The organism is Salinibacter grassmerensis, from assembly GCF_947077765.1.
Classification (GTDB): Bacteria; Bacteroidota; Rhodothermia; order Rhodothermales; family Salinibacteraceae; genus Salinibacter; species Salinibacter grassmerensis.
Window position 1 is genome coordinate 708,486 of sequence record NZ_CAMTTF010000001.1, and the last position, 16,949, is coordinate 725,434.

13 protein-coding genes are annotated in these 16,949 nt (G+C 51.7%); all 13 read left to right on the top strand.

Annotation, left to right across the window (positions count from 1 at the left end; genetic code table 11):
* Nucleotides 1-39 precede the first annotated feature (39 nt).
* The 13 genes from OJB03_RS02650 (at nucleotide 40) to OJB03_RS02710 (ending at nucleotide 16,937) form a co-directional block, all read left to right on the top strand.
* Entirely contained in the window at nucleotides 40-1,917 is a 1,878-nt protein-coding gene (locus OJB03_RS02650; protein WP_263784986.1) for a hypothetical protein, read from the top strand.
* 51 nt (nucleotides 1,918-1,968) lie between these two features.
* A complete protein-coding gene (locus tag OJB03_RS02655; RefSeq protein ID WP_263784988.1) occupies nucleotides 1,969-3,426 on the top strand; it encodes a nucleotide sugar dehydrogenase in 1,458 nt (485 codons plus the stop codon).
* 292 nt (nucleotides 3,427-3,718) lie between these two features.
* Entirely contained in the window at nucleotides 3,719-4,849 is a 1,131-nt protein-coding gene (locus OJB03_RS02660) for a Wzz/FepE/Etk N-terminal domain-containing protein (RefSeq protein WP_263784990.1), read from the top strand.
* Nucleotides 4,850-4,886: 37 nt separating this feature from the next.
* The gene (locus OJB03_RS02665) at nucleotides 4,887-6,083 is read left to right on the top strand and encodes a glycosyltransferase family 4 protein (protein WP_263784992.1); all 1,197 of its coding nucleotides are present in this window, start codon (nucleotides 4,887-4,889) and stop codon (nucleotides 6,081-6,083) included.
* Between the two features lie 135 nt (nucleotides 6,084-6,218).
* On the top strand, nucleotides 6,219-7,154 hold the full coding sequence (locus OJB03_RS02670) for a CgeB family protein (protein WP_263784995.1): 936 nt from the start codon (nucleotides 6,219-6,221) through the stop codon (nucleotides 7,152-7,154).
* Between the two features lie 47 nt (nucleotides 7,155-7,201).
* Nucleotides 7,202-8,314, top strand: coding sequence for a glycosyltransferase family 4 protein (locus tag OJB03_RS02675; RefSeq protein WP_263784997.1), 1,113 nt, complete (start codon nucleotides 7,202-7,204; stop codon nucleotides 8,312-8,314).
* Nucleotides 8,304-9,239: a sulfotransferase gene (locus OJB03_RS02680; protein WP_263785000.1), complete on the top strand. Its 936-nt coding sequence runs from the start codon at nucleotides 8,304-8,306 to the stop codon at nucleotides 9,237-9,239. Before OJB03_RS02675 ends, OJB03_RS02680 begins: the two co-directional genes overlap by 11 nt.
* Nucleotides 9,240-10,496, top strand: a complete 1,257-nt coding sequence (locus OJB03_RS02685; RefSeq protein ID WP_263785002.1) for an oligosaccharide flippase family protein — start codon at nucleotides 9,240-9,242, stop codon at nucleotides 10,494-10,496.
* Nucleotides 10,497-10,505: 9 nt separating this feature from the next.
* Nucleotides 10,506-11,546, top strand: a complete 1,041-nt coding sequence (locus tag OJB03_RS02690; RefSeq protein ID WP_263785003.1) for a sulfotransferase — start codon at nucleotides 10,506-10,508, stop codon at nucleotides 11,544-11,546.
* A 3-nt stretch (nucleotides 11,547-11,549) separates the two neighbouring features.
* A complete protein-coding gene (locus OJB03_RS02695; RefSeq protein WP_263785005.1) occupies nucleotides 11,550-12,275 on the top strand; it encodes a class I SAM-dependent methyltransferase in 726 nt (241 codons plus the stop codon).
* A gap of 98 nt (nucleotides 12,276-12,373) precedes the next feature.
* Nucleotides 12,374-13,369: a sulfotransferase family protein gene (locus tag OJB03_RS02700; protein WP_263785007.1), complete on the top strand. Its 996-nt coding sequence runs from the start codon at nucleotides 12,374-12,376 to the stop codon at nucleotides 13,367-13,369.
* Between the two features lie 1,342 nt (nucleotides 13,370-14,711).
* Nucleotides 14,712-15,722 carry a hypothetical protein gene (locus OJB03_RS02705; RefSeq protein ID WP_263785010.1) on the top strand — a complete coding sequence of 337 codons (1,011 nt, stop codon included), beginning with the start codon at nucleotides 14,712-14,714 and terminating at the stop codon, nucleotides 15,720-15,722.
* Between the two features lie 156 nt (nucleotides 15,723-15,878).
* Nucleotides 15,879-16,937 (top strand): glycosyltransferase family 4 protein, encoded by a 1,059-nt coding sequence (locus OJB03_RS02710; RefSeq protein WP_263785011.1) that lies wholly within the window; start codon nucleotides 15,879-15,881, stop codon nucleotides 16,935-16,937.
* The last annotated feature ends 12 nt before the right edge of the window (nucleotides 16,938-16,949 follow it).

The following is a 16,949-nucleotide window of genomic DNA, read 5'->3' on the forward strand; positions in this document are numbered from 1 at the left end:
GGACACGAAAGATTTTCGATCAAGAACTGAAGACGGACTGTGCTTTCGAGTCTATCCCACTTGTCGGTGAGCGTTTGGGCGGTCGCCGCCGCGTGCCTGTCGGGCGCAGCGACGCTGCTGCTCACGCCCGCCATGATCAAGGTGGCGTACACGTTTGACTGGGTCGATTACCCGCAGGTAGACCGCTGGCACACTACCCCGACCGCCCTGATGGGTGGTATGGCCATGTATGGAGCGGGAACGATTGCACTGTTCCTCCTGGGATCCCTGTCAGGGGCGGGCGCCGACGTGGGGGTGATCTGGGGCGGGGCGTCGCTGCTATTCGCCGTCGGACTGGTCGATGACCTGTGGGGGATGGGGCCCGCCGCGAAGCTTGCGGCGCAGGTCGGAGCGACCGGTCTTCTGATGGCCGCTGGTTATACGTTTGGCCCCGAGTGGCCGCTGTGGGTGTCGGGGCCAGTCACGCTCGTTTGGGTCATCGGGATCACCAACGCCGTGAACCTGCTCGACAACATGGACGGGCTCGCGGCCGGCATCGGAGGCATTGCGGCGGTGGCGCTGACGGCCTTTGCGGCGGCGGGCGGGTCGCTGCCGGCCGTACTTCTAGGAGGAACGATCGGGGGGGCGGCCTTGGGGTTTCTGTGGTTCAACGCAAAGCCGGCCCGCATCTTCATGGGCGACTGCGGGAGTCTGGTCCTCGGGTACGGGGTGGCCGCCCTGGCGGTCATGGGGCAGGGGGCGGTGGAGACGGGGCCCGGCGTGGCGGTCCTCGCGTCGATCTGTGCGCTGGCAGTGCCCATCCTCGACACGACCCTCGTCACCGTAACGCGAATGCGGGCGGGTCGCTCGGTGGCGGATGGGGGACAGGATCATACGTCGCACCGGCTGGTCTCGGCCGGGCTCCCGGAACAGGCGTCCGTCGGCGCGCTCCACGGGATCGGCGTAGGCGCTGGTGGATTCGGACTGCTGGCGCTGGTCGTGGATCCGACGCTCTTCTACGCTGCGTGCGCCCTGGGGACGGTGGCGCTGGGGATCCTGGGGATACACCTGGGCCGGCTCGATGTGCAGACGGCGGTCCGGGTGGGCGGAGACGGCGCGCCGGGCTCGTCACGAGACGCGCAGAGCGGACTGGAAGCATGGCCGAAAGAATCGATCAGCCTAATTGGCGACGGGCTTCTGGTCGGCGGCGCCTTCGCGGCCGCCCACGCCCTCAGCGGGGCGGACAGTGCCTCGGTGGTTCCGCTCGTCGAGGGGCTTCTTCTCGTCGGCGGGGGAAAGCTCGCCCTGTTTGCCGCGATGGGGCTCTACCGGCGCCTCTGGCGACACGCCGGCACCCCGGGCATCGCGCGGATCGTTGGGACGGCGCTTCTGGCCGAGGGAGCGGCTGCGGGGGGACTGGCGCTCGTGTACGGATCCGGTGCACTCGCCGGGCCGCTGTTGACGATTGACGGGTTGATCGTTATCGTGGGACTGCTTGGTACTCGGCTAGGCTTTCGGGGGCTGCGCCAGGGTATCTCGTTTTACAAATCTCGTCTTGAGTCCTCCGAAGCGGCCTCCAACGTGCTCCTCTGCGGAGCAGGAGAGCAAGGGATACTCGCCCTACGGGCGCTCCGAGACGCGGAAGAAATAGACCGCGTGCCGGTCGGGTTTGTGGACCCGGACGCCTCGAAACAGGATCGAGTAGTCCAGGGGCTCCCGGTTCTCGGGGGAATCGACGCCTGTGGCGACCTTTGCCGGGAACACGACGTCGACGAGGTGATCGTGGCGACCGACGCCCCAGGTCCCGAACAGGAGGTATCCCGGCAGTGTGCAGAGGCCGGTGTGGAGTGCCGGTCATTTGACGTGCGCCTTACGCCGCTCCAGCCGGAGCGCGAGGCGGCCGACTACTCTGGCCGTGCGACCCCGCCTGCTGCGTAATCAACGCCGAAGACGCATTTCCTCCAATCATTCAGCGTCTCTTTTCCCAAAATGGCGACTCCTGACAACATGGAGGTCCCTGATCTCGACCCGCCGCCCTCGGAGGACCTCTCCTCCAACGGCGCCGCGAAGACGACTCGGTCCGGGTCCGCCGCGGCCCGGCAGTTGGCCCAGCGCCTCGATACGACCGAGGCGACCATCGGGGTCGTTGGGCTGGGGTATGTGGGGCTGCCGCTGGCGGTCGAGTACGCCACGCAAGGCTTCGAGACGCGGGGGGTGGACCTGGACGAGGACCGCGTCCAGCGCCTCAACGCGGGCGATAATTATATTGAGGACCTCGACGACGAGGCGATCGAGGGCCTGGTGGAAATGGAACGGTTGTGGGCCACGTCCCACTACGACGAGAGCGAGGACGTGGACGTGTGGTTTCTCTGCGTACCAACCCCCGTGACGGAGACCAACGAGCCGGACTCCGCTTACATCGAGGCGGCCACCCGCTCGATCGCGCCGCACCTTCGGCCCGGCCAGCTCGTGGTCCTGAAAAGCACCACCTACCCGGGCACGACGGAAGATGTCGTCGCGCCGATTCTGCGGGAGGAGGGGCCGAGCGGCCTGACACTGGGGGAGGATGTGTTTCTCGCGTTCAGCCCCGAGCGCATCGACCCGGGAAACGACGAGTACACGACCGCAAACACGCCCGTGGTAGCGGGGGGCGTGACAGAGGCCTGTACGGACCTGGCCCGACGGGCATTGGGGCAGATCATTGCCGACGTGCATACGGTTTCCGGCCCGAAGGTGGCCGAGATGGAAAAGCTCTTGGAGAACATCTTCCGGTCGGTCAACATCGCCCTGGCCAATGAGCTAGCCCAGCTCTGTGAACGGGTGGACGACCTGTCGATGTGGGAGGTGGTTGACGCGGCGGCGACGAAGCCGTTCGGGTTCATGCCGTTCTACCCCGGGCCGGGCGTGGGGGGACACTGCATCCCGATCGACCCGCACTACCTGGCAAAAGTGGCCAAGACGCACGACTTCGAGACGAGCTTCATCACCCTCTCCGCCCAGGTCAACGAGCAGATGCCGCGGCACGTGGTCGACGCGGTGATCGAGGCGATTGCCCGCGAGCCGGTGCGCCTGCAGGACGCGGAGGTGCTGGTGCTCGGCGTGGCGTTTAAGGGCAACGTATCCGACACGCGCCGCTCCCCCGCCAATGAAATTATCCGGTTGCTCCGGGCGAAAGACATCGGCCAGGTTCGGTACTATGATCCCCACGTCGACGCTCATAATGTGTCTGAGGGTACGAACGGACCGGCCGAAGAGGTGCCGTCGATCGACCTGACGCCCGAGACGCTCCGACACCACGAGGCGACGGTGATCGTGACGGACCACGACGCTTTGGACGCGGGCCTTGTCGCGGAGCATGCGCCGGCCATCGTCGACACCCGTAACGCGCTCGGCGAGATTGAAACTCCGGTGCTGCGAGAGAAGATCACGCTGCTGGGGGCGGGGTGAGCGGATGGGCGTGGGGGAGGAGAGGAAAGTGTGTAGAGGAAGGGGGCGATACGAACCTGGGCGAGAACCGACGAGCTGAACGTCACGGTTCATCTGTTTTTATCTGCGTAAAGAAGGCCGACCGGTGGTCTTAAGGACGCGCCGCTCTGTGCTGCTGTAGACATTGATTTAGTTCGCTTTTGGGATGAGCACTGCCGACGACCAAAACCAGACAGATGGTCCTCCGGGGACACCACCTGGTGATGGGTCACCTGCAGAACAGCCGGGCTACGGTCCTCGGAAAGAAGACGAGGTGTCCCTGCTGGACATCCTGCTCGTCCTGGCCCGTCATAAGCCCCTCATCGTGCGGACGGTGCTTGTCTTCGCATTGCTGGGCGTTACCTATGCTTTGCTGGCGCCGGAGAAATTCAAGTCGGAAGCGCGGGTGGTGCGGGAAGCGCAAACGGAGGGGGGGGGTGATCTGCCAGGGGGGATTTCACCAGGGGCGCTCTCGGGATTTGGCATTAGTCTGGGAGGGAGTGCGAGTGGTCTCACGCCGGCGGCTTTTCCGGACGTGCTGCAGAGCCGCGAGGTACGGCTGGCCGTGGTGCGAGATACGTTCCGCTTTCCGGACGCCGGGCAACCGATGACGTATGTCGACTACATGAACCGCCCGGCGGGGCCGCTGAGCACGGTGATGAACTACACACTCTGGTTGCCCTGGACGCTCAAGAGTGCGCTCAGGGATGCCATCTCGGGATCTCCGGCACCGGCGGGAACGACGGACGCGGGGGAGCCGATGATTCCGAGTGAGGACGAGGATGCGGCGTTAAAGTCCGTCTCCGAGAAAATATCGGCGTCGGTGAATGAGGAGACGGGTTTGATGACCATTTCGGTGACGGCTGGGGGGCCGCAGCTGGCGTCGGCCTTCGCGGAAAGCTTCCTCGATCACTTCACGACGCGGGTGCGGGAGATTCGGACGGAAAAGGTGCGGGAGCGGTTGCAGTTTGTGGAGGGTCGCTTTGTGGAAGCTGAGCAGGAGCTGGAAGCAGCGGAGGACGAGCTGGCGCAATTTTTGGAGCGCAATCAGAACCCGACGACGGCAACTCTCCAGTTTCGCCGGGATCGTCTTCAGCGGCAGGTCCGCTTTAAAGAAGAACTATATAGCAGTCTTCAGAGTCAACTGACGCAGACACGGCTCGATCTTCAGCGTCGTCAGCCCGTGGTAACGGTGGTCGAGAAGTCGGTACCCCCGATGCAACGGAGTGCGCCGAAGCGTACTCAGATTGTCTTGATCTTTTTTGCCCTAGGTGGAGCTCTTGGAATCGGTGGAGCATTCGGAAAATCGTTCATCGAGCAGACTGAAGAGAGCTCCGAAGAGCGTGAGAAAATCGAGGAGGTAAAAAGGAATCTCGTTCCGGAACGGTGGCATGAGAAAGTATAAGTGATTCTCAATGTATAATCCTTGTTAAAAGCTTAGCGTGAAGGAAGAGAAAAGACTTGCGGTAATCCATACCCATCCAATCCAGTACCTGGCCCCCCTCTATCGAGAAGTGCAGCGACAGGGGATTCCGGTCACGGCGATATACGCGTCGGATTTTAGCATAGCAGGCTATGAGGACGAAGAATTCGGAACGTCGGTCGCTTGGGAAACGGACCTGCTTTCTGGGTATGAGGTGCGCTTTCTTGAGAGAAGTGAGGAAGAAGGGGCGAGTTCGGTGAGTGAAGCGAGCGTAGGAGATCTCTGGCGAGTCTTGTCGGAGGTGGAGCCAGACGCGATAATGTTGTCAGCCTATTATCCCCAATTTCATAGCCTTGCCTTTTTGATCACGATCGCTTACACCTTCGGGCAAGACCCCAAGTTACTCCTTCGTGCAGAGACGACCGACCACGCCGAAAACCGAGGTCAACTAACGAAAATTTTGAGAGATTTTTTACTCTCTTTTCTATATAGTTTCTGTGATCACTTTGCCTACATTGGGAGGAGGTCAAGAAATCATTATGAAAGGCTCGGGATGGACGAAAAGTCTCTTTCATTCTCCCCCTACAGTGTCAACACTGATGTTTTCTCTGAAAGCGAAAAAGAAAGAGAAGAGTTACGAAGAGAGGTTCGGAGAGAAATTGGATCAAGAAATCAGTTTGTGCTTCTGTATGTCGGAAAGATTTCCGAAAGGAAAGGCGTCGATTTGATCATTAAGGCCGCTGGGGGCCTTAGTGATCAGGAACGGCAGGAATGGACTATTCTCTTTGTGGGAGAGGGGGAGATGGAAGACGACCTCCGTCGAGAGGCCCAGGAGAGAAGAGTTGATACACACTTTGCAGGTTTTCAGAAGCAAAGTCGTCTGAGTCGCTTCTACCACGCTGCGGATGCGTTTGTGCTTCCAAGTAGGAGAGGGGAAACGTGGGGATTAGTTGTGAACGAGGCCCTTCACCACGGTGTCCCCGCCATAGTTTCCGACCAGGTGGGATGTGCTCCCGATTTGATTGACGAAGGGACCACCGGTGAAGTCTTTCGTAGCGGAGACGTGGGTGAGTTGCGAGAGGCAATGGTGAAAGTAAAGTCTCAGCACGAAAGAGGACAAGAAATGAGGAAAAAAATACGCAGCTATGTGGGAAACTATAGCATAGAAGAATCAGCCAGGGGGGTTGTCAACGCGTTGAAGCGAGAATGGGAATAGGGATTCTCCTTCTGAATGAAAAGCAATATGAGAATACTTTATTTAGGACGCCGGACTGGTACATCCTACCACCGAGCGGAAGCCCTGCGCCGTCTTGGGCATGAGGTGAGAACTCTCAATCCGCGTCGAGTGCTCGTGAATAAGGTTCCTGGCCTTACACAGTTTTGGCTATCGCGGTGGATCCGGTACACAGGGGCGCTTCTCTTGGAGAGGCTGTTTCTGCGAGCAATGCAGAATAGCGAGAAGTGGGAGGGAGAATTCGACCTAGTTCACGTGGACGACATTGCTGCTGTGGGTCCCTCAGCAGTCGAAGCCCTCAGACGAAAATTCGGGCGAGTCTCTTGCTATGTTATCGACGATCCTTTTGGAGACCGCGACGGTTGGAAGTGGCGTCTCTTTTTAAAGGCAGTGCCAGAATATGATCTGATTACCGTAGTACGAGAGCCCAACGTGCAGGAGGCCTACGATCATGGAGCGAAGGATGTGCTTCGCGTCTACCGCAGCGCCGATGAGGTTGTGCACGCCCCATTGGAGTTAAGTAAGGAGGAGGAGAAGAAATGGGAGAGTAAGGTTGCATTCATAGGAACCTGGTTCCCTGAACGTGGGCCCTTTATGAAGCGATTGATTGATCGAGGTGTCCCTCTTACGATTCGTGGAAACGATTGGGAAAAAGCGGACGAATGGAAAGACATTGAGCCCCACTGGGCCGGGACAGCAGTGCAGGGAAAAGACTATACGAAGGCTCTGCAGTGTGCGGAGATTTGTTTGGGGCTCCTCTCGAAAGGGAATCGAGATCTCCACACACAGCGTTCAATTGAGATTCCATATATTGGAAGTTTGTTCTGTGCCGAACGGACGGAGGAACACCGTTATCTCTACGAGGAAGGGGAAGAGGCAGTCTTCTGGGACGACGCCGACGAGTGTGCGGACCGCTGTTTCGAGTTGCTTGCCGATGAAGATCGACGTCAAGCGATTGCACAGGAAGGACAGCGACGATGCATTGAGAATGGGCACTTTAATGAGGATGTTATGAAGAAGATAATCGAAAGAGCAAAGGATAGAATATTGTGATGATGGACGTAACGGTTTCATTTTTTGGAAGGTTTTGGTCATTTAATTTGGCTAATCAACTTCATAAAAGAGGTTGTCTACGTAGTCTCGTTACAAGCTATCCTGCAAGTGAGGCAGAGAAGTTTGGCGTTCCAAAAGATCGAATACATTCACTTCCACACTACGAGGCGCTGCAACGAATTTTGGGACGCTTTTCAGGATGGATACCTAAGCTCCATAAGTTTGAGTATTGGGTAAAAAAGAGGTTTGAAAACGCTGCAGCACGTCATATATCAGAAAATGATGATATATTTGTTGGTCTATCTGGTGTATCGGAGAGGGGACTGAAAAGAGCGAAAAAGTTAGATATTATACCTATACTAGAGCGAGGCTCGTCGCATGTAGAATATCAAAAAAGGTTGCTCAAAGAAGAGGTAGAGAGAGAGGGTATAGATATAGATATGCCTAGTAACAAATATGTAGAAAAAGAAAAAAGAGAGTACGAAAAATCTGACTTGATAATTGTTCCTTCTAAGTTCGTAAAAAAATCATTCTTAGATAAAGGTATTAAAGAATCGAAAGTACATAATATACCTTTTGGTGTAGATGTCGAGGAGTTTAGCCCCGTCGAGAAAAAAGATGATATATTTAGGGTGGTTTTTGCTGGCCAAATGATGCTACGAAAAGGAGTTCATTACCTTTTGAAGGCGTTCTCCGAGTTAGACTTGCCAAATTCGGAATTATTGTTGATTGGCTCCAAGAGACCTGAGATAGATCCTTATTTTAAAAAATATGAAGGCTCCTTCAGGTTTGTTGGTCACAAACCCCAAAAAGAGCTTTATAAGTACTATTCTCAAGGGACAGTTTTTGCTATGTGCTCGATTGAAGAGGGGTTGGCGATGGTGCAACCGCAGGCGATGGCCTGCGGACTTCCACTCATCTGCACTCCTAACACTGGGGGTAGTGACCTTATACGTGAAGAGAAAGAAGGATTTGTTATCCCTATTCGTGACGTGAAAGCTTTAAAAGAAAAAATACAATGGTGTTACGAGAACCGTGGCGAGTGTACCGAAATGGGGAGGAGGGCAAAGAATCGGATACACAGTAACTTTACCTGGGACGATTATGGGGACCGAGTTTTTAAAAAATACTCTGAAATAATAAATAATAATGAGAGATAAGGAAATTTCCGTTGTATACATTTTGAGTAGTGGACGAAGCGGGTCCACGCTGACTGATCTGCTTCTTGGTTCCCTTCCCGGCTTTTGGACGCTGGGAGAGGCCTCGATGCTGCCTTATGAACTTCGCGATGAAAGATCACCATGCGGGTGTGGGAATCCGATTTCGCAGTGTGACTTTTGGGATGAGGTGGTTCCACGGATTTCTCTTGACGAGGATAGACCTTATCCGATCGGGTACTTCCGAGAAAGTTATTCTAGACGGATAACACTCCGATGGCGTGAAGTGACCTCCATACTCAGTGGAAGTATCACCTCAGTTCAGGCCCGGGCAGCTCGAGAGTATGGAGCGGTAAATGCTAAGTATTTTGCTGCTGTCAGAGCACAGGCATCGGTTGAAGGTAGCAGCACAGTCGAATGGCTGATAGATGCCTCGAAGGATCCGTACCGTCTATATTGGCTTCTTTACTCCGGAAGATTCAACCTCCGGGTCGTACATTTGACGAAAGATCCTAGAGCGTACGTTTATTCGATGGCACGCGGGCATGACTCGTATTCGGTTCGCGACGTTATACGATGGGCTGGTCGCTGGGCTGTTGATAACTTCATACAGTCGGCACTTACGAAGATTCATTTCGGGGATGCGTCAGTCCTTCACCGTCGATACGAAGACATTGCAACCCATCCCTCGGAAATGTTGTCTGATATCAAGAAATGGTTGGACGTGCCCGGCCAGCTCAGCCGTGATGAGAAAAAAGGATTGATAAGAGGGTATAAAAACCATGCAGTATCAGGTAACAAAATGAGGTGGGAGGATACAAAAATAGAGCTGGACGAGAAATGGAAGAGGAACCTATCTGAGAACGAAAAAAATATGGTATGGTTTGTGGCGGGCTGGCTTGCAACTTTGTACGGATACGAGAGATAGGTGCAGAAAAATTTCCGCGATTTAAAAGAGTTCTTCTCGAGTGAGGCATCCAGGAGCGCCAACTGGTTGGTGAGTGGAGGAGTACTTCGGGCAGGAATTGCTTTTCTAGCCAATCTTGCTCTTGTTCGTCTTCTTTCACCAGAGGACTTTGGTCGATTTGCGATTATTCAAGCAGACATCAGTCTTGTGGCGGCCATTGTAAACTTTCAGACGGGTCCTCTGATCGTACAAGCTCCAGAAGAACACTTGGAGCCTTACCAATTGAGCCGCTATACCGGTGCTTTGATTGTCGAAACTTTGCTCATTACAGGTGGAGGGATTATAACCTTATGGGTCTTAGACCTAATTACGCTGGGGGCAGTGGTACTCCTCGGCTCTTCACTGATGTCTATTTGGATCGATACGGAGGTCAAACTCTACGAGCGGAACTTCGAGTATAAAAACATTACCTACGTTGAAACGACCGCTCACGTCCTGAGTCGGTCGTTCGCTGTTCTGGGTGCTTTTTTCGGAATGGGGCCTCTCGTGTTGTATTTGAGAAAAGCTATTAAGCAGACCATCGTCTTTGAGGGACTTCGCCAACTTGGTGGCCTCACTTCACTGCCTTTCCGCTGGCTTTCGTTGAAAGACTGGGAAATACATATTCGTCGATTGAGTGGATTCTGGGCTGACGGGCTTTTGGAACGCATGTTTGACCGAGTCACCGTGATGATCCTTGGAAGGGTTGCGGGGGAGGAAACGACAGGATACTTTTATCAAGCGAGAAGGCTTGCCATTATTCCGAATCAGATCCTCCGTCCTTTTTCTTACAGGATGGCCTTTAACTATTTCAGTAATCGGATATCCGAGGATGAAAGATATTCGACGCTTTGGAGGGGACTCGCCATTGAAGGGGGGGTCCTTGCCATTTTGGCTGCAGCATGCTGGTTACTAGCTGATCCCATTGTCCCGTGGCTTTTTGGGGAGGAATGGAGTTCCGTTGTACCTATGCTTATTGCCATGATAGGGGTCATTATAGGAATGCCAATCTTCGGAACAGTACAGGTATATTTGAAAGCAATAGATAAAGTCACAACCTTTATAGTATGGGGGAGGGGTGTTCAGTACACTATGATTATAATAGCGGCCTCCTTAGCAGCGATCGACTTGTTGAATGCAGGAGTTCTTCTCTCGGCAGGTCTTTCAGCGGGCTTTATTGGAGGGGCTATTGCCTCTTGGGGAGTCATACATTACCACTACAGTAAAGTACAAAAATAACGACAATGGATGTCATTCTTAGTTGAGAAGGCGAAAAAAGAGGGCATAGCGAGCGCAGCTAAATTTCTGCTCAATCGTGGGGTGAGGGCCCTGCAGAATTGGAAGCCGGTTTGGACGCCACGCCGGACGTACATTCCCCTCGACTCCGTGAGTATCGAGCGTCCTGTCTTTTTTCTGGGCACTCAAGGAGGGGGACTTACTCTTGTTTCTCGGACACTGCGTCGGAGTGGCCAGTTCGTCATGATCGGAGGTGGATCAGCCTTTTGGATGGGCAATGACGAGATGGATAAATTTCACGTTGGACATGAATCACTGCCCGACGAAATGGCCCTACGAAGTCCAGGCTACCACAACATGACAGGCCGAGAGGAGGATCACCCCATATTCGGATTGGAGCGTAGCTGGGCATACGCCACGGACGAGTTGCTTCCGCGCTACCGGATGACTCGCGACGATTACTCGGAGAAACTCGAGCGGGAGTTCAAAAACTTCATTCGGCGTAGTATCAGGGCGTACTCGGAGGACGGAAGGGAGTCGCGTTTCCTAGATATGTCACAGAGCTACTCGCTGAAGGTCCCCCTTCTGCGAGAATTCTTTCCTGAGGCAAAGTTCATTGTTGTGACTCGAAATCCCTATGTGATGTGCTGGCGTGAAGTGACTCGCCGCCCAGATCATAAATATCGTCTATGGAACAAGCGGCCATCTTTCGAAGAAGGGCTTCGCTTGGCCGCACAGCACTGGGGAAACACTTACCGAATCGCACTCGATGATTTGGGAGCTAGGGATGACTGGATCAGAATTAAGTTTGAGAAGTTTCTGGAAGAACCCAAAGAAAAGATAAGGGAAATGTCAGTTCTTTGTGGGTTGAAATTTAAGGATAATATGTTGCCAAGCGAGAATGATAAAATTCCTTTAGGTTCGAAAGCATCCAAAAAGTGGCACCCTATAAGAAAGACAATAAACAAAAAATACAAAAATGAAATAAGTAAAGAGGCTAAATGTATAATAAACGAGGAAATAAATAAAGAAATTGAAAAGACAGATTACTAAAATATGAATAATGAAAAAAATAGAGTATACGAAAAATATGTATCTTCTGGGCAAGCAGGTAATGTAAGTATAGATGGGGGTAGACTAGTTGAGGTAAAAAAAGTAATAGATGAGCACGTACCTAAAGATAAAAGTTGTAGGGTAATAGACATAGGGTGTGGATATGGAATATATTTGAAAGAACTAAAAGAGAGGGGCTACGAAAAAATAAAGGGAGTGGATGTATCTTCAGAGCAGGTAGAAGCGGCCAAAAAAAATGGTCTAAAAAATATACAAAGAAAACAGGCTTTGAGTTTTCTTGAAGAAGAGAAAGATGAATCCGTTGATGTAGTGCTTATGATAGACATAATAGAACATATGAACAAGGAGAAGACATTTTCAGTCATGGATGAAGTATGCAGGGTTTTACGGAAAGGGGGGAAGTGTATTATACATGTTCCAAACGCTCAGGGGATTTTCGGGATGCGTGTTCGCTATGGCGACCTGACCCATGAGCGGGCCTTTTCTCCGAAATCCATTCGGCAGCTGCTGCGAACAACAGGCTTTACGAACGTGAGCGTCTTTGAGGATAAGCCTGTTGTTCACGGTATTCCGAGCTTGGGCAGAAGGATGCTCTGGGAAGTGATGACTCCCGTTCTGAAACTGTTATTACTCGTGGAGTCTCCTGGAGCCGAGAGCCTCGCCATGAGCCAAAATTTACTGGTCACGGCTTTTAAAAATGGAGAATAAGCTGAAGCAACCATTGACGAAATAATAAGGGGGTGACTAAATTTGGATTGCATTGCTAAGTGCTTTTTTCAGTTTCGTAAAATAAAAAATAAAATATAATGGAAGGCAGTAATGGGCCGATTTTTATAATAGGTCGCCCACATAGTGGGAATACAATGCTTACAGATATGCTAGGAAGGCATCCAGATATACGTTCATATCGAGGAGAAGATCACTTTTTCGAAAAATATAATTCCATCAAAAAAATAGAAAATAATGAAAAGAAGTTTGATAGAATAATCGAAGAAGTAATAGGAGGAATGGACTCAGAGGCTAGCGAAAGAAGAGGTAGCAATATATACACAGAGTTTAATTCAGAAGGTATTAAAAGTAAATCCATACATGAGGTTTATGAAGAAGGAAAACGTTATTTTGCAAAAAAAGAGAATTCCAAAAGGTGGGCCCAGAAAGCTACATCATATATATTCTACGTAGATGATATAATAGATAGGTTGCCAAGTTCAAAATTCATATTTGTCGTAAGAAACCCGATGGACATTGCGGCATCTAAAAAGCGAAGGGGCGATGAGGAGAAATGGTTTCGTACCCTTTGGGGCTGGTCTAGAGGGGTGCGAAAAGCATATAACGTTGGAGACAAACTTGATAAAAAAATACTGATAGTAAAGTACGAAGATATAGTAAAAAAACCAAATAGAGAATTAAAAAAAGTATCGTCTTTTTTAGACATAGATTATACCGACTCGTTCCTAGATATCCCCCATGTTAACCGGTCAGAGACTCCGTACAACAAGAAGAGTGATGAAAGAGGCCTGAATAGTGATCGTGTCTTTTACTTTGTTAACGAACTGACAACCGAGGAGGCGGCATCGGTTCGATGGCTGGTGGACGAAGAGCTTCTTCAAAAGGTGTATCCTGACCTTTCCGGAGGGAAGGATGTAGGTACCATTGAGACACTCACCAAAGTCTTGAGTATTACATTCACTGGCATTACACATTTATTCAAAGATCAAGGCTCCCTGTTTCTTACTGAGCCGCAACGTGCTTTGAGTCGATTGCGATTGCGTCTTTTCGGCAATAACCAGAACTCGGATTGAGTGCAGGTTCCCAGTTCCAAAATGTACTATTGCCCCATGTAGTGTTGGTGCCTAATACTTCTCTATTTCTGGGAAAGTATTAAAGACAACTCATCCAGTAGTCAAATTTGGAAAGTGTTTGGTGGACGTCCTTTCACCTGAAATGATGTAAATTTACTTTCCCAACTACACGTTCTCGACAGTCACAGAAGTTTAGACTTCAGATCGTCGATATGGCCTCAAATGTACGAATGCCTTCAAACCTGGCCGAGGAGTTTGAATCCACCGAGACAACAATTCGAACCTGGCTGAGTCGAGCTTATCAATAAGAGGAATGAGTGGCTCTCTACAGACGAGTGAAACAGCCGCATGAGTTGGACCAGGAGCAGAACATAACTTTTTAAGGCGACGTCCTAATTCGCCCGGTAGAAGGAAGAAGTACATCTTAAATCGTCGTATTCGAGATGTGCATCCCTTAGGCCAAACTTTCAATCTGCGTTGTGTAGTCTTGATGGAGAGGACGGCCTTCCATGACCTTCAGAAGTGACCGTAGGCGCCCTGCTCCTAATCTCTGATTGTGACTTTGTTGCTGACAGCACCCACAGGCCCTAGGTAACAGATGTCACTTACGTGCCGAGGTATAAGGGCTATTTGTACACGGCAGTCGTTCCCGATGCCAAAAGCGGTAAGGTTGTCACCAATGATATATAGGCTGAACTGGCCCTCGAAGCACTGGGTATGATCGCTAAGCGGTGACGTTCAGGCGAGATGTTCACCACCTCAATCAAGAGAAAACGCACCACGGGCTCACTACAAAGCGATCGGTTCGTCAAGCGCTGTAAGGAGGCCGGCGTGCGACTTCGAGGGGGCAGTTAAAGACTACTATCCAATGCTATGTGCAAGCTCGTCTCCACGAAGATCGAATGTAAACTGATCGAGCGTTTGCTACAAAATGGAAGGTTCGTTTCTCGGTTCGAGTTAATCGAGGACCGGTACAATCCCGAATGTTTGCACCCCGATCTTGGCTATTGGTCGTCATAGCGCTACGAAGAAGAGTACCACTCCCGAGACCACTCGCGAGGGACCTCGATTGCCCGTCGCGGCTTGAAAGCCGTCAACTGTCGTTTAAAGTGGGTCAATCCCAGATTCGGAGATGAATACCACGTATGCTCATCAGAACACATCTTGGTATAAGGTGAGGAAGTCTGGTCTTTTGGTTGTAGGAGTTGCGCTGTGGTACTCGTTGTTGGTACCCATGCTCGACGTCGCGTCGATAGCGGGATATATTGCGCGGATTGCAATCGTCTTGTTTGGGGTTGGTCTTCTTGCGAAAAGGATTGTTAGTCGCTTTCTACAAAGGCGAATGCCGTTAAAAGCAACACTGCTCATTTTTGGACTGTCTACTGTTGCGGTTACGAACGCTTTAGGATCCGGAGAAATCTCGAAATTCATTGACTTTGTTGCGTTCTTCGGGGGGGTTGCGGGTTACTTTCTGATTGCTGAGCGTTATCCCTTGAAGAAAAAAGATGTTTTTGTCTTTACGGCAACAGTGTTAATATCTGGGGTGATACTCGAAGTAACAGGAGCACCTGGTACTCGTGGTGAATTTGGGTTGATTCCATTCTCAGGTGAAAGCTGGAAAGTACTGATCAAGTCGCCCCACTTTACAGGATGGGGAGGGTTATTTTTTCTTTTCGTGAGCCTTCTTCTTTCACAAGAGAGGGGGTGGGGGCTAAGATATTTCCAATTGTTCTTGATAGGTTGGTATCTAATTATATTTTCGGGTAGTCGGAGCTCTATTGCAGCAGCATTAGCGGCAGTCGCGCTCTGGTTTTCGGGAACAGCGCGTCGTATGATAATGCGAAGCCCATACTTGGGCGTCTTGATAACATTCTTGGCTGGGCTCTCCATGTATCTTGCTCCAATTGTAATATTTGAGTCGTTGAGGACTGAGGGATTTCTTGGGAGGCTTTTGAAAATCTCTCCTGGCCAGGAGGACGTCACGGCGGGGCGCTTTTTAACCTGGCTGTATCACCTGGAGTTGTTCTTTGAAAATTTTTGGACTGGAGCAGAGACGAGTATGGTAACTGAGGCAGGAGATACCGTCGGAAGGGAGCTAACTGCCTCCAACGAGTCCTTCTTCACGAAGGTACTGGCAAAGCATGGGGTTTTTGGGATTCTTTTTCATTTTCTATTCCTTTTTATTTCTTGGTATTCCATCGATAAAAAATCTTACGAAGCGTATATTTTGAGCGTAGTTTTTGCTATTATAACGGCAGCCTCCGGAGTATTTGGTTCAACATATTATGTTTATTCAGTATTAGGATACTGGCTTTTCTTTTCGTTGGTATTTCTTTCTTCTGATCGGTCCTGATAGATGGATTTCAGCATTGCTATTGTAGTTCCTTCTCTGCCAACTGGGGGAGGAGTTTCAAACGTTGCTCGATTTTTATACCGAGGCCTTCAACGTCAGCCCGGATACAATCCACAGTATGTGTCTCTTGCAACCCGACGGGATGACTCCGCTAGCGTGCGAATCGTAGACCCCGCAACATGGACCTCTGGCATTCAGATTGAGAATGGAACGGATGAGAGTAATCCCTACCGTCACGTCGGTGCGTTTCTCACAGAGTTCGAGTTTCAACGATATCGACCTCGACCCGAACTCACGCGTATTCTCGACGAATACGATTTGGTTCAGGTCGTAGCGGGACATCCGGCCTGGGCACTAGTGGCCGGAAATGTAGATCAACCAGTTGCTCTGCAGGTTGCCACGCTTGCAAATGTTGAGCGGGCAATGAAGCGACAAGAGGGAGGAGGACTCATTGGAACGTGGCGCTCATGGATGACGAAAGTTGCGACGTGGATAGGAGACCGAGCCCTCCATCAGGTCGATGCGGTATTTGTCGAAAATGACTGGATGTACGATTACGTGCAAGAGACCGCTCCATCGACAGAGGCGGTCTTTGCCCCTCCTGGGATGGATGTCGATACCTTCGTACCGTCGTCAACATCTTTCACGGAGCGCGACTACATCCTCTCGGTCGGACGATTTGGTGACCCCCGAAAAAACGCACCTCTTTTATTCGAGGCGTATACTCGGATCCGAAAGGCTCTGGGTGATGAGGCGCCTCCACTTATTCTTGCAGGCCGGACGGGGCCCTCAAGCGAGGCTTGGGAGGTAGCCGAGCAGTGCGATGTCCGTCAACACGTTACCTTTATAGAAGACGTCTCGTATGATCGGCTCGTCGAGCTTTACCAGGAGGCAAAATTGTTTCTCCTTTCTTCGGATGAAGAAGGCCTTGGTCTCGTTATCTTAGAAGCCATGGCTTGTGGAATCCCCGTTGTGAGTACGGACTGCGGGGGGCCGTCCACCGTGGTTCAAGAGGAGGAAACGGGACGGCTCGTTCCGAAACGGGATCCCGACAGGCTAGCAAGTGAAGCGGTAGACCTTTTGCAGAATCCCTCACTACTTCGAGAGTACGGACAGAACGCACGGAAACTCCTTGTTAACCAGTTTTCTGAAGAGGCCACCATGAGGGAGTTTCTAGATGTATACGAAGTCCTTTTGGCGAAAACACATTCTTAATCAGTTCCCTAC